The following is an 18,080-nucleotide window of genomic DNA, read 5'->3' as shown; positions in this document are numbered from 1 at the left end:
ATTCCGAACAGAGAAGTTAAGCCTCGTCACGCCGATGGTACTGCGTAACAGTGGGAGAGTAGGTAGCCGCCGTTTTTAAGAAGCCCCTTGATTCATTTTGAATCAAGGGGCTTTCTGTGTTTTATCGCTTCTGAATCAGGGCGTTCTCTAAGGCCGGATAAAAGATAACCTCTTCTCTTCTTCTGCAAATAAGATAGCTGTATTTACTAATGCCAGATGTGAATATGCCTGCGGGAAGTTGCCCAACTGTTCTTTGGTTTCGAAATCAATATCTTCACTAAACAATCCGAGATGATTGGAGTATTTCAGAACTTCGTCAAACAGGCAGCGTGCTTCTTCTTTATGGCCGGTTACAAACAATGCCCGTATAAGCCAGAATGTACAAATCGTAAAAGCAGAAGTAGGCAACCCGAAATCGTCTTTGCTGTTATAGCGATACATAAGTCCTTTATGGAAAAGGGCTTTCTTGACAGCTTCCACTGTTTTATGATAGCGTATATCATCTGCTTCTATAAATCCATAGGGTTCCATCAATAGTAATGAAGAATCCATTGCTTGATTATTATATGTCTGTGTGAAGCTTTGAAGTTCCTTATTCCAGCCATATTTCATCACGTCTTTCTTTATTTTTTCGGCTTCCAGTTGCCAACGTTCGCTATAATTATATTTGTTAAGCATTTGAGCGATTTTAGCTCCGCGATCTAAAGCTACCCAACACATCACTTTGGAAGAAACAAAGTGTTGTCCTTCTCCCCGGATCTCCCAGATTCCCTTATCGGGCTTTCTCCAGTTTTCTACTACTTTTGCTAAAATGGTCTTTACCATTTCCCACATGTCTTCAATTTCATCCAGTGTGCCGGGCATGAGGCGATAATATTGGTAAATCAGGTCCATCAGGTAACCAAAAGAGTCGTTTTGTTTCTGATGGTATGCATCATTTCCTATTCGTACAGGTTTGGAGTTCTTATAACCGGATAGATGGTCGAGTATCACTTCGGTTAGTTGGTGCTCGCCCCGGATGCCATACATAATTTGATAGTCATGTTTGGAAACGAATGTGGATTGGATAAATTTCATAAAGCGTTTGGCTGCACTGGTATGTCCGATTTGAAACATGGTTTCGATGGACATGGAAGCATCCCGAAGCCAGCAAAAGCGGTAATCCCAGTTGCGCACTTCTCCCACAGCTTCCGGTAGGCTTGTAGTTAGTGCTGCCAGCACAGCTCCGTTGTGGTAGGACATTAGTTTCAGAACCAATAAACTCCGTTCGATTACGTCATTATATAGAGTGTATTTCTTGCTTCTGTCTGTCCAGTTCAGCCAATATACCAGCGTACGGCAATATTCTATTTTCTCCCTTTCTATGTCGATTGGGATCACTTTCTCGTTATAGGAGAGCAGGAGAAATTCGTCTTTCTCAAGAATGATTTCTTTTTTCTCTTTGATGTCCTGAAGAGACAGGGAAGCATATAAATATTGTCTGTCCTTGTTGTCAAAGGAGCAGTAGGATTCGATATACTGTGGAGTGATATTAAGGATCACTTGTCCCTGTGCATAGTTCGGAGCCGGGTGGTAGTTGATCTTGAAACGCGGTTTTCCTTTTATCCAATGTATGTAGCGGTATAATTCGGCAGGTAAATAATGCCCTGTTTCGTCTTGGGAACGATAGCAGGGCATATAGTCGAGCACTACGAATTCTCCTTCATCGGAGGAGAATTGAGTAGAAAGAATATTGGTGTGGGGGACATAACTTTGTGTGATGCGATAGTCTCCGGAAACTTCGAATCCGAAAGCTCCTCCTTTCTCGCGGTCGAGCAGACTGGCAAAAATAGAAGGAGAATCGAAATCGGGAAAACAGAGCCATTCGATATTTCCGTTCTGCGAAATGAGAGCTGCCGTTCGGCAGTTACCTATCACTCCATAATTTAAATTATTCATATTGATTGCTTTTTATTGAGTTTTTAATAGATCTTTGAGAAAGTCGAAAGCGAAAGTCAGGCGATTCTTAATACTTCCTTCTTTTGTGGCAGTTTTTTGTTTGCCTAGTAAAGACCGTAAGAAAGGAAGTACGTCAGATTGGGCAGACAGGTGATAGTTGGCGGCTTCGGATACGCTACCTATTTTAATGGTGATAGCGCTCATCGGTAATGCCTGAAACATATCTTCATCTGTAGTGTCGTCTCCCATCGCTATAACAAAATCATAACGTCTGTTGGCTAGCAGACGCCCTACCTCCGAACCTTTATTGCAATCCGGTGATTTGATTTCGATCACTTTATTTCCTTGCAGAATTTGTAGTTTCTGCCGGGTACAGAGCGAAATCAGCGTGTTGACGAGTTGTTGGGCTCTTAATGTGCCGAGCCATGCGTCACTTTCACGATAATGCCAGGCCAGGGCAGTTTCCTTCACTTCCAGATGGGAACGGGGAGTACGGTCTACAAACATTTGAAGGATAGAGAGAATACCTGCTCCCCATTCTATCTTTTTTATGTTTTTATGCCAGACTCCGTTTTCTTTATAGAAAGCCCCATGTTCGGCAGCCATAGAAATAGGAAGGGTGCCAAGCCATTTTTCTAATGTAAAGTGATCCCGCCCGCTATTGATAACAATATGATTGGCGGGATCGCTAGCCAGTCGTTGTAGAATAGAAATGAGTTCCGGTGTAGGTTGTGCATCCTCGGGACGTGGTTTGAGAGCCGTCAGTGTACCATCATAGTCCAGCAGAATCAGGCGTTGTTTGGCATGGTTATACTTGAGTTTGATTTGTGCAATGCTAGCGGCTACGATACGTTTTTTTCGTAACATATCGTTTTTCATACATGTCGCGTTCAGTTCATTGACAAAGTCGGCTGCCCATTTGTTGACTGTCTGTACGGACAGAATGTTTTGCATACGTTGCAGGCGTTGTTTTTGTTCCTCTTCGGGCATTTCAAGTGCCTGGCAAATAGCATTTTCTATTTGTTCCGTATCGTTCGGGTTGATTTGGATAGCGTCCGTCAATTCTACGGCGGCACCTGCCATTTCGCTAAGGATAAGTACACCGGGATTGTCGCATTTGGTAGCTACGTATTCTTTGGCTACCAGATTCATTCCGTCCCGAAGTGGAGTGACGAGGGCTATGTCGGCCACATAGTACATGGCAGTCAGTTCTTCCAGTGAAAAGCCATGATAGAAATAACATACGGGAGTCCAGTTCATTGTGGAGTAACGTCCGTTGATAGAGCCGATTTCTTCGTCAATTTTTGTTTTTAGTTCCGCATAGCTACCTACATGGTCGCGTGAAGGGACAATGACCATTGCCAATGTAACTTTACCGTGATATTCGGCATGATGTTCGAGGAAGGTGGCAAAGCCACGAAGACGGTGCAATATGCCTTTGCTGTAATCCAGTCTGTCTACTGACAGGATCAGTTTATGCTCGCCGAAAAGTTTCCGGGTTCGTTCAATGGCCTGGTGTACTTCTTTATTTTCTGAAGCCTGATGATAGGATTCATAGTTGATTCCCATCGGCAATGCTTCTACTCTGACCATCCGGTTGTTGATCTGTACTTCATCCAGTTTGAAGTCGAGATGCAGCACACGTTCTACGGCACTGATGAAGTGACGCATATAGTCATGAGTATGGAAAGCTATGAAGTCTGCTCCCAGCAGACCCTTCAGAATCTCGGCACGCTCCGGAAGAATACGGAAGAGTTCGTAAGAAGGGAACGGGATATGATGGAAATAACCGATACTTAGTTCCGGATATATTTTCCTCAACATTCCGGGAAGTAGCATCAGTTGATAATCCTGTATCCATACCTTATCGCCGGGACGTATCAGCCGGCAAATCTCCTCACAGAAGAGTCGGTTGACTTGTTGATAGGATTGCCAGAAACAGTTCTTATATAAGGTATAAGCATAAAAGTAATGGCACAAAGGCCAGATAGTACTGTTACTGTATCCTTCGTAGTAGTTTTCAATTTGCTTTTCCGACAAGAAAACCGGATGAAAATTCATTTCCTGTAGTTTCTCGTTAATCTCCTGCTGGTCCTTCTCTTCATTTGTACATATTCCGGGCCAACCTATCCAGTGCTTCTCATAAGAAGTCTGGAGAGAATCTAAACCTGTTGCCAGTCCGCCTTCGCTACGCGAAAATACGAATTTGCCGTTTGTGCCGGCTACTTTGACAGGTAATCTGTTTGCAATAATATAAAGTTTCATATCTATTTCTTCGCAAAGCATGTACCAATTGACTTATGTTGATGCTTAGCCGTTTATTATCAACTGATTATGAAAATGTAGTATCCTCCTTTTGTCTTTTCAAAATGGAATCCTTTTTTCAAAATGGAAGGGTATGTCGGATGGAAAGAAAGTAATAGCTTGTTTGTATCTATTTGAATGTTAGCTCATTATGTATTCTTTGTTTTTTGTGGCACGCATTTGGCATGAAGAATGGCAAGTAAAAATTTATAGTAATCATTTAAAAGGTAAAAACATGGGAATAACACTATCATTTATTTTCTGCCTGTTGAGCGGTTTCGCTTGTTTCTGGCTGTTCTGGAAATGTGTAGACTGGTTTGAGAATATTTAAAGAAAAAAGGAGAATTGATTATGTACACAGCATTATTCGTATTAGGTATTGCAATCTTCGGTTATTTGATGTATGTGCTCATCAAACCCGAGAAGTTTTAAAGTAACACACACAGTTTAAGGTAAAAAGTATATGAATACAGAAATTTTAGGCGTGGTTGTTCAGATAGCCTTGATGGTGATTCTGGCTTATCCACTGGGAAAATACATTGCCAAGGTCTACAGAGGAGAAAAGACCTGGTCTGATTTTATGGCTCCTATCGAAAGAGTCATTTATAAAGTTTGTGGAATCGACCCCAATGAAGAAATGAACTGGAAACAATTCCTGAAAGCATTGTTGATTTTGAATGCTTTCTGGTTTTTCTGGGGAATGGTACTCTTGGTTTCACAAGGATGGTTGCCTTTAAACCCGGACGGCAACGGACCGCAGACTCCGGATCAGGCATTCAATACTTGTATTAGTTTTATGGTGAACTGTAACTTACAGCACTATAGCGGTGAAAGCGGACTGACTTATTTTACTCAATTGTTCGTCATCATGCTTTTCCAGTTTATTACCGCAGCAACAGGTATGGCTGCTATGGCAGGTATTATGAAGAGTATTGCTGCAAAAACAACCAAAACGATTGGTAACTTCTGGCAATTTTTGGTAATAAGTTGTACGCGTATCTTATTACCTCTTTCTCTGATTGTAGGTTTTATCCTGATTCTGCAGGGAACTCCGATGGGATTTGACGGTAAGATGAAAGTCACTACTCTTGAAGGTCAGGAACAGATGGTTTCTCAAGGTCCTACGGCCGCAATTGTTCCTATTAAACAGTTGGGTACGAATGGCGGTGGATATTTTGGCGTGAACTCCTCTCATCCATTGGAAAATCCGACTTATCTTTCTAACATGGTAGAATGTTGGTCTATCTTGATTATCCCGATGGCGATGGTATTTGCACTGGGTTTCTATACCCGCAGAAAGAAGTTGGCTTACAGTATATTCGGAGTAATGCTTTTCGCTTTTCTGGTCGGTGTGTGCATTAATGTCAGTCAGGAAATGGGGGGTAATCCGCGCATCGATGAGCTGGGAATTGCACAGGACAATGGTGCGATGGAAGGTAAGGAAGTGCGTTTGGGAGCCGGAGCAACCGCGTTGTGGAGTATTGTAACGACCGTAACTTCCAATGGTTCTGTGAATGGTATGCATGATTCTACTATGCCTCTGTCCGGTATGATGGAAATGTTGAATATGCAGATTAATACCTGGTTTGGTGGTGTAGGTGTAGGGTGGATGAACTACTATACATTCATTATCATTGCAGTGTTTATCAGCGGTTTGATGGTGGGACGTACACCGGAATTCCTCGGTAAGAAAGTAGAAGCCCGCGAAATGAAAATCGCTACGATTGTAGCTCTGCTTCATCCGTTTGTAATCTTGGTGTTTACGGCAATCTCAAGTTATATTTATGTACACCATCCAGATTTTGTGGAAAGTGAAGGTGGGTGGTTGAACAATTTAGGATTCCACGGTTTGAGTGAACAGCTTTACGAGTACACCTCTTGTGCCGCCAATAACGGTTCCGGTTTCGAAGGCTTGGGTGATAATACTTATTTCTGGAACTGGACATGTGGTATCGTTTTGATTCTGAGTCGCTTCCTTCCTATTATCGGACAGGTTGCCATTGCCGGGCTGCTGGCGCAGAAGAAATTCATACCGGAAAGTGCCGGTACGTTGAAGACGGATACATTGACTTTCGGAGTAATGACATTTGTAGTTATCTTCATTATTGCCGCTCTGTCATTCTTCCCGGTACATGCATTGAGCACGATTGCTGAACATTTAAGTTTGTAATACTGAATTAGAGAAGATATGAAAGATAATAAATCAGCTTCTTTGTTTCTAAAGGAGCAAGTTATAGAAAGTTTGAAACAATCATTCGTGAAACTGAACCCACGAATGATGATAAAGAATCCGATTATGTTTACGGTAGAGGTGGCTACGGTAGTCATGCTGCTTGTGACGCTCTACTCCATTGTTAATTCTTCACAGGGTTCGTTTGCTTACAATATTGCCGTGTTTATCATTCTGTTTATCACTTTGCTGTTTGCCAATTTTGCCGAAGCTATTGCAGAGGCACGTGGTAAAGCACAGGCCGACAGTTTGCGTAAGACTCGTGAAGAGACACCGGCAAAGAAAGTGGAAGGCAATAAAATCGTTACTGTCAGTTCTTCACAGTTGAAGAAAGGGGATGTGTTTGTCTGCGAGGCAGGAGATGTGATTCCTTCCGACGGTGAGATTATTGAAGGGTTGGCTTCTATCGATGAAAGTGCCATTACCGGTGAGTCTGCTCCGGTCATTCGTGAGGCAGGTGGCGACAAGAGTTCGGTAACAGGAGGCACGAAAGTACTGTCCGATCATATAAAGGTGATGGTGACTACCCAACCGGGAGAAAGTTTTCTTGATAAGATGATCGCATTGGTGGAAGGTGCTTCCCGCCAGAAAACCCCGAATGAGATTGCATTGACTATTTTGCTGGCAGGTTTTACGCTTGTTTTCGTCATTGTGTGTGTGACTTTGAAACCGTTTGCCGATTATAGTAATACGGTCATCACTATTGCTTCGCTTATTTCTTTGTTTGTGTGTCTGATCCCGACAACTATCGGTGGACTTCTCTCTGCCATCGGTATTGCCGGTATGGACCGTGCACTTCGCGCTAACGTGATTACTAAATCCGGTAAAGCGGTTGAAACTGCGGGCGATATTGATACATTACTGCTGGATAAAACGGGTACTATCACCATTGGTAATCGTAAAGCAACTCATTTCCATACAGCTCCGGGTGTCGATCTGCACGATTTTGTGGAAACTTGTCTGTTGTCTTCCTTATCCGATGAAACGCCGGAAGGTAAGTCTATCGTAGAATTGGGACGTGAGTCGGGCATTCGTATGCGTAATCTGAATACAACAGGAGCACGTATGATTAAGTTTACGGCTGAAACCAAATGTTCGGGAGTAGACCTGGCAGATGGAACGCAGATTCGTAAAGGTGCTTTTGATGCCATCCGTAAGATGGTGGAAAGTGACGGGAATGAATTTCCGAAAGAAGTGGAAGAGATTATTTCTTCTATCTCAAGCAATGGTGGTACACCGCTGGTAGTATGTGTAAACAGAAAGGTGACTGGTGTTATTGAACTGCAGGATATTATCAAACCCGGTATTCAGGAACGTTTCGAACGTCTGCGTAAGATGGGAGTAAAGACGGTAATGGTGACAGGTGACAACCCGTTAACTGCAAAATATATTGCTGAAAAAGCCGGTGTGGATGATTTTATCGCTGAAGCGAAACCGGAAGATAAGATGGAATATATCAAGAAGGAACAGCAGGCTGGTAAATTGGTTGCAATGATGGGAGACGGAACGAACGATGCTCCTGCTTTGGCACAGGCCAATGTGGGCGTAGCCATGAATAGCGGTACACAGGCAGCGAAGGAAGCTGGTAATATGGTCGACTTGGATAACGACCCGACGAAGTTGATCGAGATTGTGGAAATCGGTAAACAATTACTGATGACACGTGGTACGCTGACTACTTTCTCTATCGCCAATGACGTAGCGAAGTATTTTGCTATCGTTCCGGCCTTGTTTATGATCGCCATTCCCGAACTGGCTGCTCTGAATATCATGCATCTGCATAGTCCTGAAAGTGCTATTCTTTCGGCAGTCATTTTTAATGCGATTATTATTCCGATTCTGATTCCGTTGGCTTTGCGTGGTGTGCAATACAAGCCGATAGGTGCGAGTGCTTTGCTTCGCCGTAATCTGCTGATCTATGGTGTGGGTGGTGTGATTGCTCCTTTCGTGGGAATCAAATTGATAGATTTAGTAGTAGGTTTATTCTTTTAATTAAAAAACAATAGCAATGAAAACTTTATTGAAGTCATTAAAAATAACACTTGCTTTTTGTGTCTTTTTTTCCGTGTTCTATATCCTTATCCTGTGGGTGTTCGCACAGGTAGCGGGTCCTAATAAAGGAAATGCCGAAGTAGCTACGCTGGATGGGAAAGTAGTGGGAGCGGCTAATGTAGGTCAGATGTTTACAAAAGATATTTATTTCTGGGGACGTCCATCTTCTGCCGGAGACGGATATGATGCTACGAGTTCCGCAGGTAGTAATAAAGGGCCTACGAATCAAGAATATCTGGATGAAGTGAAAGCGCGTATCGATACTTTCCTTGTACATCATCCTTATTTGAATCGGGCGGATGTGCCTGCCGAAATGGTTACAGCCAGTGCTTCGGGACTGGATCCTAATATTACTCCTCAATGTGCGTATGTGCAGGTGAAAAGAGTGGCACAGGCACGTGGATTGAGAGAAGAACAGGTGAGAGCGATTGTTGATAAAAGCATAGAAAAACCGTTTTTGGGGTTGTTGGGAACAGAAAAGGTGAATGTATTGAAATTGAATATCGCTTTAGAGGAAAGCAATAAGTAGATGAAGATTGAGCAGCGTTCCTGTCCGGACCGTTTGGGTTATGCCGCGGTTCAAATTAACAGGGTTGGATAGGGCGCTGCTTTTTTACGGAAACATAAAATAGAATAAGATAAGAAGTATGAAAAGTTTTTTTAGTAAAAAGAGTTTTTTAGGAACAATGGCTGTAGTAGCCGTTTGTATGTTGGGAACAGTTAATGCACAAGCACAAGAGTTTACTATACAAGGTGATTTGGTAAGTTCGTATGTATGGCGTGGTATTTATCAGGGGGGAGCTGCTTCCTTTCAGCCGACTTTGGGATTTAGCGTAGGTAATTTCTCGCTTACTGCATGGGGCTCAACCAGTTTGAGTGAGAGTAATAAAGAAATTGACCTGACCGCAGCTTATAAGTTCGGTGAAGCAGGACCGACGCTTTCTGTAGCCACTCTTTGGTGGGACGGACAAGCTGATGTGGCCAATGGAGAACTTACCAATAATTATTTTCATTTTAAAAGTGGAGACACCGGACACCATTTTGAAGCAGGGTTAGCTTATACGATTCCTATTGAAAAGTTCCCGTTATCTATCGCATGGTATACCATGTTTGCCGGTGCTGACAGAAAAACGACTGATGAGGGGGAAGAAAAGCAGGCATACTCTTCTTACGTAGAACTGAATTATCCGTTCAGTGTGAAAGGAGTTGATCTGAATGCTACTTGTGGAGTGGTTCCTTATAAGACTCCGCAGTATAATGTGAATGGGTTTGCAGTGACGAACCTAGCTTTGAAAGCAACGAAAGCAATAAATTTTAATGATAAGTTTTCATTGCCTATATTTGTACAGGCTATATGGAATCCACGTCTGGAGGACGCCCATTTAGTATTTGGCGTAACTTTAAGGCCATAAAATAAACTCATGAATTTTTGTGAAACCCGTGGTGATCGTGATGATTACTACGGGTTAGGATGTTTAAAATAACAGATTGACGTAATGGATGATAGAGAACATAGTGTACAGTATTTTTTGGATCTGATAAAGAAGTCCCACCGGGGTAAATTCAAGGTCTATATCGGTATGATAGCCGGTGTGGGAAAGTCATATCGCATGCTTCAGGAGGCACATGAACTGCTGGAGAACGGTGTGAACGTGCAAATCGGCTATATCGAAACTCATGGACGCGCCGGGACGGAAGCACTACTGCAAGGGCTCCCTGTCATTCCGCGTCGTAAAATCTTCTATAAGGGGAAAGAATTGGAAGAAATGGATCTGGATACGATTATCCGTGTCCATCCGGAAATTGTAATTGTGGATGAACTGGCTCATACCAATGTAGAAGGTAGCTTGAACGAGAAACGTTGGCAGGATGTGATCACTTTGCTGGATGAGGGAATCAATGTGATTTCGGCAATCAATATTCAGCACATTGAAAGCGTGAATGAAGAAGTGCAGGAGATTACGGGTATTGAAGTGAAAGAACGGGTGCCCGACAGTGTTCTTCAGGAAGCGGATGAGGTGGTGAATATTGACTTGACGGCAGAGGAGCTGATTGCACGTTTGAAAGCGGGTAAGATATATCGTCCGGAAAAGATTCAGACGGCATTGGATAATTTCTTTCGGACAGAGAATATTCTTCAGTTACGTGAGTTGGCTTTGAAGGAAGTAGCGTTGCGGGTAGAAAAAAAGGTGGAGAATGAGGTGGTGATGGGAGTAGCCGTCGGACTCCGGCATGAGAAGTTTATGGCTTGTATCAGTAGTCACGAGAAAACACCCCGGCGGATTATCAGAAAGGCGGCAAAGTTGGCAACCCGGTATAACACCACTTTTATAGCCCTGTATGTTCAGACTCCGAAAGAGAGTATGGATAGAATCGATTTAGCCAGTCAACGGTATCTGTTGAACCATTTTAAGCTCGTGGCGGAACTTGGGGGAGAGGTGGTACAGGTGCAGTCGAAGGATATTTTGGGGAGTATCGTCAAGGTTTGTAAAGAGAAACAGATATCGACAGTTTGCATGGGAACTCCTAATTTAAGGTTGCCATACGCTATTTGTTCTATACTGGGATATAGAAAGTTTTTGAATAATTTGTCACAAGTTAATGTAGATTTGATTATACTTGCATAATATTAATCGTATGAACGTTATGAATATTAAAACGAAACTGATTCTTGGTATCGGAATGCTGGCCGGAATGATTATTTTGTTGGTTACACTTTCAGTAGTGAATCTTCAAATCCTGACAGCGACAGAACCTGATAGTCCCGCTGCCATGCCTGCATTGGAACGTGCATTATTATGGATTTCCATAACGGGAGGAATCTGTATTTTGACCGGACTGATATTGCTTTATTGGCTGCCTCGTTCTATCAGCAAGCCTATTAAAGAGCTGAAAGAGGGAATTCTTGAAATAGCTAATCATAATTATGAGAAGCGTTTGCAAATGGATAATAATGAAGAGTTCCGGGATGTGGCGGATAGTTTTAACCGGATGGCGGAGTGTTTGACCGAATATCGTGCCAGTACTTTGTCGGATATTCTTTCTGCAAAGAAATTTATTGAAGCAATTGTAAACAGTATCGATGATCCGGTGATCGGACTGAATATGGAGCGTGAGATTTTGTTTATCAATGAGGAAGCACTCAATATCTTGAATCTGAAACGGGAGAAGGTGATTCGTCAATCGGCGGAGGAACTGGCTTTGAAGAATGACCTGTTGCGGCGGTTGATCCGTGAATTGGTGACGCCAAGTGAGCAGAAGGAACCGTTGAAAATATATGCTGACGATAAAGAGAGTTACTTTAAGGCCTCTTATGTCCCTATCATTAATACGGAGGCTGAAAAAGGGGAACCCCGCAAACTGGGTGATGTTATTTTATTGAAGAATATCACGGAATTTAAGGAACTGGATTCTGCCAAGACTACATTTATCTCGACGATATCTCATGAACTGAAGACTCCGATTGCTGCTATTATGATGAGCCTCCAGTTGTTGGAAGATAAGCGTGTCGGTGCATTGAATGATGAACAGGAGCAGTTGTCTAAGAGTATCAAGGAGAATAGCGAGCGTTTGTTGAGTATCACCGGAGAATTGCTTAACATGACCCAGGTGGAAGCGGGAAAACTACAGTTTATGCCGAAGATCACCAAACCGATTGAGTTGATCGAATATGCGATCAAAGCTAATCAGGTGCAAGCGGATAAGTTTAATATCCAGATAGAAGTGGAATATCCGGAAGAGAAAATAGGCAAGCTCTTTGTCGACAGTGAAAAGATTGCTTGGGTATTGACGAATTTGCTAAGTAATGCTATCCGTTATTCTAAAGAAAACGGACGTGTGATTATCGGTGCCAAACAGGATGAAAATAGGATCGAACTCTATGTTCAGGATTTTGGAAAGGGGATTGATCCGCGTTATCACAAAAGTATCTTCGACCGTTATTTCCGTGTGCCCGGAACGAAAGTGCAAGGCAGTGGATTGGGATTATCTATTTCCAAGGATTTTGTGGAAGCTCATGGCGGTACGTTGACGGTAGAGAGTGAATTGGGGAAGGGAAGTCGGTTTGTGATGCGGTTGAAGGCATAGTTTTGAAGGAGTCTATGAAAGAATTGGGTTATTGCTATCTACTTCCTATGTTGTTTTAATTCTTTGTTGAATTGAATACTATAACAGCAAAAAAACGTGACTCTGTTCTGAAACTTTAGAGAATCAATGTATTATAGTCTCTCTAAAAATCTTTATATTTGCAGACCGTTTGGAAACGATAGTGAATAATAAACAATACAATAACTTAAAAAACAACCAAAATCAGATGAAGCAGGATATGATTGTTATCCTTGACTTGGGTAGTCATGAGAATACGGTATTGGCTCGCGCCATCCGTGCATTAGGAGTTTATAGTGAGATTTATCCTCACGATATCACAGTGGAAGAACTGAAAGCATTGCCCAATGTAAAGGGTATTATTATCAATGGTGGACCGAATAATGTAATTGATGGCGTTGCCATTGATGTAAATCCGGCTATCTATACTTTGGGGATTCCCGTCATGGCTGCAGGTCACGATAAAGCAACTTGCGAAGTGAAGTTGGCAGAATTTACAGATGATATTGAGGCTATAAAGGCAGCAGTGAAATCATTTGTTTTCGATGCTTGCAAAGCTGAAGCTAACTGGAACATGAAGAATTTTGTTAATGACCAGATCGAGTTGATTAGGCGTCAAGTAGGTGATAAGAAAGTTTTGCTGGCTTTGTCGGGCGGAGTTGACAGTTCTGTGGTAGCAGCTTTACTTCTGAAGGCAATTGGTAACAATCTGGTTTGCGTACATGTTAATCATGGTTTGATGCGTAAGGGAGAGTCTGAAGATGTGGTTGAGGTATTCAGCAACCAGTTGAAAGCAAATCTTATTTATGTAGATGTAACCGATCGTTTCCTGAATAAACTGGCAGGTGTGGAAGATCCGGAACAGAAACGTAAAATTATTGGTGGTGAGTTTATTCGTGTGTTCGAAGAAGAAGCACGTAAGCTGAATGGTATTGACTTCTTGGGTCAAGGTACTATTTATCCGGATATTGTGGAAAGTGGAACGAAAACAGCTAAAATGGTGAAGTCTCATCATAACGTAGGTGGTCTGCCTGAAGACCTTAAGTTCGAGCTTGTGGAGCCATTGCGCCAATTATTTAAAGATGAAGTTCGTGCTTGTGGCTTGGAGTTGGGATTGCCTTATGAGATGGTTTACCGTCAACCTTTCCCTGGTCCAGGTTTGGGCGTACGTTGTTTAGGTGCTATTACGCGTGACCGTTTGGAGGCTGTACGTGAGTCCGATGCTATTTTGCGTGAAGAGTTTCAGATTGCCGGATTGGATAAAAAGGTATGGCAATACTTTACGGTAGTACCCGATTTTAAATCTGTTGGTGTACGTGATAATGCCCGTTCTTTTGATTGGCCGGTGATTATTCGCGCTGTCAACACGGTAGATGCTATGACGGCTACTATCGAACCGATAGAATGGCCTATCCTGATGAAGATAACAGACCGTATCCTGAAAGAAGTGAAGAATGTAAATCGCGTTTGTTATGATATGTCACCGAAACCTAACGCGACTATAGAATGGGAATAGAGAGATTTTTTAAATGATATTTCGATAGCCTCAATTTATAGTAAGTTGAGGCTATTTTTATTGTTTAACATTGGCTTCTGACAGAAATGTAATTGAGCTTTTGTTGAACTATGTTATATTGGATTTGATTTCGGAACAACTTGGAAATTGTTTTATGTTATTTGAAGCTTATGCGCACCATTTAGTATCTTGTTTGGGCAGTTGAACGAATGGGAAAAACTGTAGATGAATATGTTTTGGAAAATCCTAAGTTTCAGCAATGGTTAGATGTAACGAAGCTTCCCACTTTTAAAAATATAGAATAGTTTACTCGTAAATTTTATGCACCACTGGGATATATGTTAAAAAAATCAAGAAACTTTTCCCATACCTTTTTGGGTAAAAAAGAAAACAGAGCCCATAACATCAATGTTTACGATATTATAATCGAGATGAAGGAACGTCAAGAGTGGCTTTCTGAATATCTTCGTAGAATGGATTTTGGACAGATTGACTTTGTCGTCATCTTTAGTATCTTTTCAATTATATAATATTTGGAAAAATGAACCGAAAATAAAAAGAGATAATAATCAGGGCGGTAATTTTTATCCTTCTGCGATCAAAAAAAGTAGTTGCACTTTTCTAAGTCATGTAAATAATGCGTTAAATAGGAATATGTTGCTTCACATGGATGCTTATCGTCTGACGGGTTTGAAAGGCGATACATTTCACAAAATCTTGAATTCCCCTTTTTTTATCCAAGATTATGAAATATATAATAGATTCAAACAGCTTTATAACTCCTCACCGTACCTTTTGTCCAACAGATGTAGGGATAAGTTGTTGGAATTTAATCCTAAAAACAATATTTATATACAGATATTTATGAATAACCAGTCAAATCTCCCGAAGTCCATGCAGTCTATCCTATCTAGTGTTGTTGGATAATATGAAGCATCTCAAAAGATTATTCAAAATTTGATGTGATTACCTTACACATAAATAGAAATAATTTCTTTATTTTGCAATAATTAAAGGTGCATTCATAATAGCAGAATGGATATAGAAAAAGAGAAAACATTCAAAATGTTATTTGAGAAACATTATCAGCAATTATATCAGCATGCTCTCAGTTTTATGAAAGATGAAGAGACTGCGAAAGATATAGTAAATGACGTATTTCTATTTTTTTGGGAAAACTTCGATCGTTTTTCCAACTCAACATTATAATCTATGTCTTCTGATGCAAAGTCAGCTATACAGGTTTCAAATGAGGAAGAAAGAACAATCATAGCACGTTGTTATCTGCCTAATATTGCAAAACGGACTATGGGAGATAACTCATATAGAGTAAGTATTCGACCACTTATTAAATTTGATTTTAAAGAAGAACGTATTCGAATGACATATACCTTACAGAACTATGAGGTATTGAAGATAAATGACGATAGTGGATATGTCATAATGTTTGGTGGTGGTTTTGGTGTAACAGGTAATGGCGTTACTAAAGATACCCAAATATGGGCACTTTCTGATTGCTTTCCATTTACAGAAAACAGACAACATCCTAAAGTAACCTCATCACGAGCTTTTGTTTATTCACTATCATGTTATAAAATCCTTGTAGACAAAATTGATACAGTTCTAAAGAAGCCATTGCAAACAAGTAATGATGATTGGTAATTATCCTATAAATGTAACTTTGACATTTTGAATTAAATATCTCTTTGGTATGGTGGTAACTAACATGGTTATCGCTATTTGAAGAAATTCATTTGCTGTTTTTTATAGAATAGCAATGTCGTACAATTGTATTATTAATCTTTTCAATTAAAATTTGAAAGTAAAATAGTATCTTTGTAGAGATAAAATTTGTTGAACCATGTTACATTGAATTTGACGCTAGCGCAAACCATAGCGCAAACCGGAGCTAAAAAAGAAAAAGGCATCCAAGAGTGTCTATTTTTTTAGAAAAAAACAATGCATTGTTTTACAGTAACTTATAAACTTTTATTCCTGTTTTGTATCGCTTTTGTTCCTGCTTTTTTATTCTTTTGTTTTTATTTATATACATTATTTCGAGTATGTTTGCGGATATAAATAAAATCATATTATCTAACTAATAATACGCAATGAAAAAGAAAAAATGGATATGTTTATTATTGACTGTATTGCTGGGTATAGGCACTCTCTTTCCCAAACAAAAACAGGAATTACCAATTGAGAAGGTAAAAAAGGTTGGTGACAAACTAATTCGAGAAACTCCTTTTGCCTATAAATTAAAACCTGCCTCCAAAAACCAAACTTTTAGTAAATTGACTTTTGTGGATTTTGGACGTACTTTCGGTTTGGGGCAAAAGGCGGTGGCTTACGCTTATACACAACTCTCATTTCCACGTGACACAACGATTTCTGTAGAAACAGATCATAACGACGCTTGCAAAATTTGGTGCAACGGAAAACTTGTTTATAAATATAAAGGAAAACGAGACATTCGGATAGATCGGGGAGAAAGAAGTATGAAACTAACTTCCTCATTCCAACTTCCACTAAAAAAAGGTAATAACGATATATTGATAAAGTCAGCAACCATCGGCAAGGAATGGTGTGTGTTCCTTCAACCACCCAGCGACAATGACGCAGTACTGCTTACGGCTCGGAGTTATCCCCAAATTGGACTCACTAATTTAAAAAATGTGGATCAGCAACTATCCGAACTTACTAATTGGCTTGTTGTCGGCCCATTCAAGGGTGATATTGATATCGCATACGAACCCGAACATGAATTTAAGTTTGGTCGTATGTACCAAGGGCTTAAAGGAGCGGTTACCTGGACAATTCCCAAAGTAGAAATACTAGGCGACATGATAGACCCTAAGCCATGGGGAACTACTTACCAGTGGAATTATCACAATAGCGGTGTAGCTTGGGCCATGCAATTACTTGGCGAACAGACCAAAGAATCTAAATATACAAAGTGGGCAATTGATTATTGCGACTTCCAAATGGAAGGAATACCTTTTGTAGACTATCAAGTCAATACGTTACGTGGCTATAATTCAGCCAATGCATTGGTGATAAACTCCACATTGCTCGATTTCACATTAGCCCCTTCATTACCTATCCTATATCGTTTGCGTATGGAGAAGGAGTTTAAGAACCGAGAGGTTTACCAAGCTTACATAGATAAAATGATCAATTATGCCCGTTTCGGGCAAATTAGAAGCGAAGGTATGAGCAATTATACCCGAGACACTCCAGAAAAATATACTGTATGGGTGGACGATATGTTTATGGGAATTCCCTTTTTGATACAAGCCGGAGCATACAGTGACTCTCCGGAATTACAGAAAGTCTTTTTTGACGATGCAGCTAATCAAATTCTGGACTTCACGAAACACGTGTGGGATAAAGACTCCAAACTATATATGCACGCCAATTATACTTCTCGTCCAGATGTGAAACTTCCTCATTGGTCACGTGCTAATGGATGGGCTATTTGGGCCATGTCGGATGTGTTGATGATGTTACCCAAGAGTCATCCTAAATATAAAGCCATCCTCCAGCAGTATCGGGAATTTGTTAATTCTTTGATCAAATATCAAAATAAAGAAGGTTTCTGGCACAATGTTATCGAACGAAATGACTCTCCCGAAGAAGTTTCGGGTACGGCCATCTTTACGATGGCTATAGCCCGTGGGGTTAGATACGGATGGATTGATAAAAAGAAATTTACTCCAATCGCATTAAAAGGATGGAACGCCGTGGCCTCTGAAATTGGAGATGATGGAACGGTGCATAAAATCTGTATAGGAACTATGTGTACTGAAGATATTAATTATTACATGAATCGCCCGTTTTACGATGATGACACACACGGTGTATTTGCTGTTATTTTTGCAGGTTTAGAGGTGCAGCGGATGATGGAGCAAGGCGTTAACTTATTAAATCAATAAT

At 40.9% G+C, this 18,080-nt stretch carries 12 protein-coding genes and 1 pseudogene; 11 read left to right on the top strand and 2 right to left on the bottom strand.

Annotated elements, in window-relative coordinates; genetic code table 11:
- Positions 1 to 147: 147 nt before the first annotated feature.
- Together I2I13_RS16600 and I2I13_RS16595 are read right to left on the bottom strand one after the other, a co-directional pair.
- On the bottom strand, positions 148 to 1,938 hold the full coding sequence (locus I2I13_RS16600; protein WP_074638913.1) for a glycoside hydrolase family 15 protein: 1,791 nt from the start codon (positions 1,936 to 1,938) through the stop codon (positions 148 to 150).
- A 12-nt stretch (positions 1,939 to 1,950) separates the two neighbouring features.
- Complete coding sequence (locus tag I2I13_RS16595; protein ID WP_195650019.1) at positions 1,951 to 4,224, bottom strand: bifunctional alpha,alpha-trehalose-phosphate synthase (UDP-forming)/trehalose-phosphatase; 2,274 nt, start codon at positions 4,222 to 4,224, stop codon at positions 1,951 to 1,953.
- 369 nt (positions 4,225 to 4,593) lie between these two features.
- Here I2I13_RS16595 and kdpF point away from each other — a divergent pair, with 369 nt between their 5' ends.
- The 11 genes and pseudogenes from kdpF to I2I13_RS16535 all read left to right on the top strand — a co-directional run bounded on the left by kdpF (position 4,594) and on the right by I2I13_RS16535 (position 18,079).
- Positions 4,594 to 4,674: a K(+)-transporting ATPase subunit F gene (kdpF, locus tag I2I13_RS16585; protein WP_032849815.1), complete on the top strand. Its 81-nt coding sequence runs from the start codon at positions 4,594 to 4,596 to the stop codon at positions 4,672 to 4,674.
- Between the two features lie 31 nt (positions 4,675 to 4,705).
- On the top strand, positions 4,706 to 6,412 hold the full coding sequence (gene kdpA, locus I2I13_RS16580; protein ID WP_008777345.1) for a potassium-transporting ATPase subunit KdpA: 1,707 nt from the start codon (positions 4,706 to 4,708) through the stop codon (positions 6,410 to 6,412).
- Between the two features lie 18 nt (positions 6,413 to 6,430).
- Positions 6,431 to 8,464, top strand: coding sequence for a potassium-transporting ATPase subunit KdpB (kdpB, locus tag I2I13_RS16575; RefSeq protein ID WP_195650018.1), 2,034 nt, complete (start codon positions 6,431 to 6,433; stop codon positions 8,462 to 8,464).
- A 16-nt stretch (positions 8,465 to 8,480) separates the two neighbouring features.
- On the top strand, positions 8,481 to 9,053 hold the full coding sequence (locus tag I2I13_RS16570) for a K(+)-transporting ATPase subunit C (protein ID WP_195650017.1): 573 nt from the start codon (positions 8,481 to 8,483) through the stop codon (positions 9,051 to 9,053).
- Positions 9,054 to 9,171: 118 nt separating this feature from the next.
- Complete coding sequence (locus I2I13_RS16565; RefSeq protein ID WP_195650016.1) at positions 9,172 to 9,936, top strand: hypothetical protein; 765 nt, start codon at positions 9,172 to 9,174, stop codon at positions 9,934 to 9,936.
- An 84-nt stretch (positions 9,937 to 10,020) separates the two neighbouring features.
- A complete protein-coding gene (locus I2I13_RS16560) occupies positions 10,021 to 11,151 on the top strand; it encodes a sensor protein KdpD (RefSeq protein ID WP_195650015.1) in 1,131 nt (376 codons plus the stop codon).
- A 19-nt stretch (positions 11,152 to 11,170) separates the two neighbouring features.
- Positions 11,171 to 12,610 carry an ATP-binding protein gene (locus tag I2I13_RS16555; protein WP_195650014.1) on the top strand — a complete coding sequence of 480 codons (1,440 nt, stop codon included), beginning with the start codon at positions 11,171 to 11,173 and terminating at the stop codon, positions 12,608 to 12,610.
- 226 nt (positions 12,611 to 12,836) lie between these two features.
- Entirely contained in the window at positions 12,837 to 14,144 is a 1,308-nt protein-coding gene (gene guaA, locus I2I13_RS16550) for a glutamine-hydrolyzing GMP synthase (RefSeq protein ID WP_143260029.1), read from the top strand.
- Positions 14,145 to 15,179: 1,035 nt separating this feature from the next.
- The gene (locus tag I2I13_RS24730; RefSeq protein ID WP_195650013.1) at positions 15,180 to 15,353 is read left to right on the top strand and encodes a sigma factor; all 174 of its coding nucleotides are present in this window, start codon (positions 15,180 to 15,182) and stop codon (positions 15,351 to 15,353) included.
- Positions 15,354 to 15,806: pseudogene (locus tag I2I13_RS16540) on the top strand (hypothetical protein); the annotation flags it as partial. It lies immediately after the preceding gene.
- 449 nt (positions 15,807 to 16,255) lie between these two features.
- On the top strand, positions 16,256 to 18,079 hold the full coding sequence (locus tag I2I13_RS16535) for a glycoside hydrolase family 105 protein (RefSeq protein ID WP_195650012.1): 1,824 nt from the start codon (positions 16,256 to 16,258) through the stop codon (positions 18,077 to 18,079).
- Position 18,080: the final 1 nt, after the last annotated feature.

This window comes from Bacteroides sp. D55t1_190419_B8, from assembly GCF_015558905.1.
GTDB lineage: Bacteria > Bacteroidota > Bacteroidia > Bacteroidales > Bacteroidaceae > Bacteroides > Bacteroides vicugnae.
The sequence above is the reverse complement of the archived record's forward strand: the minus strand, read 5'-3'. Positions and strand labels throughout refer to the sequence as shown.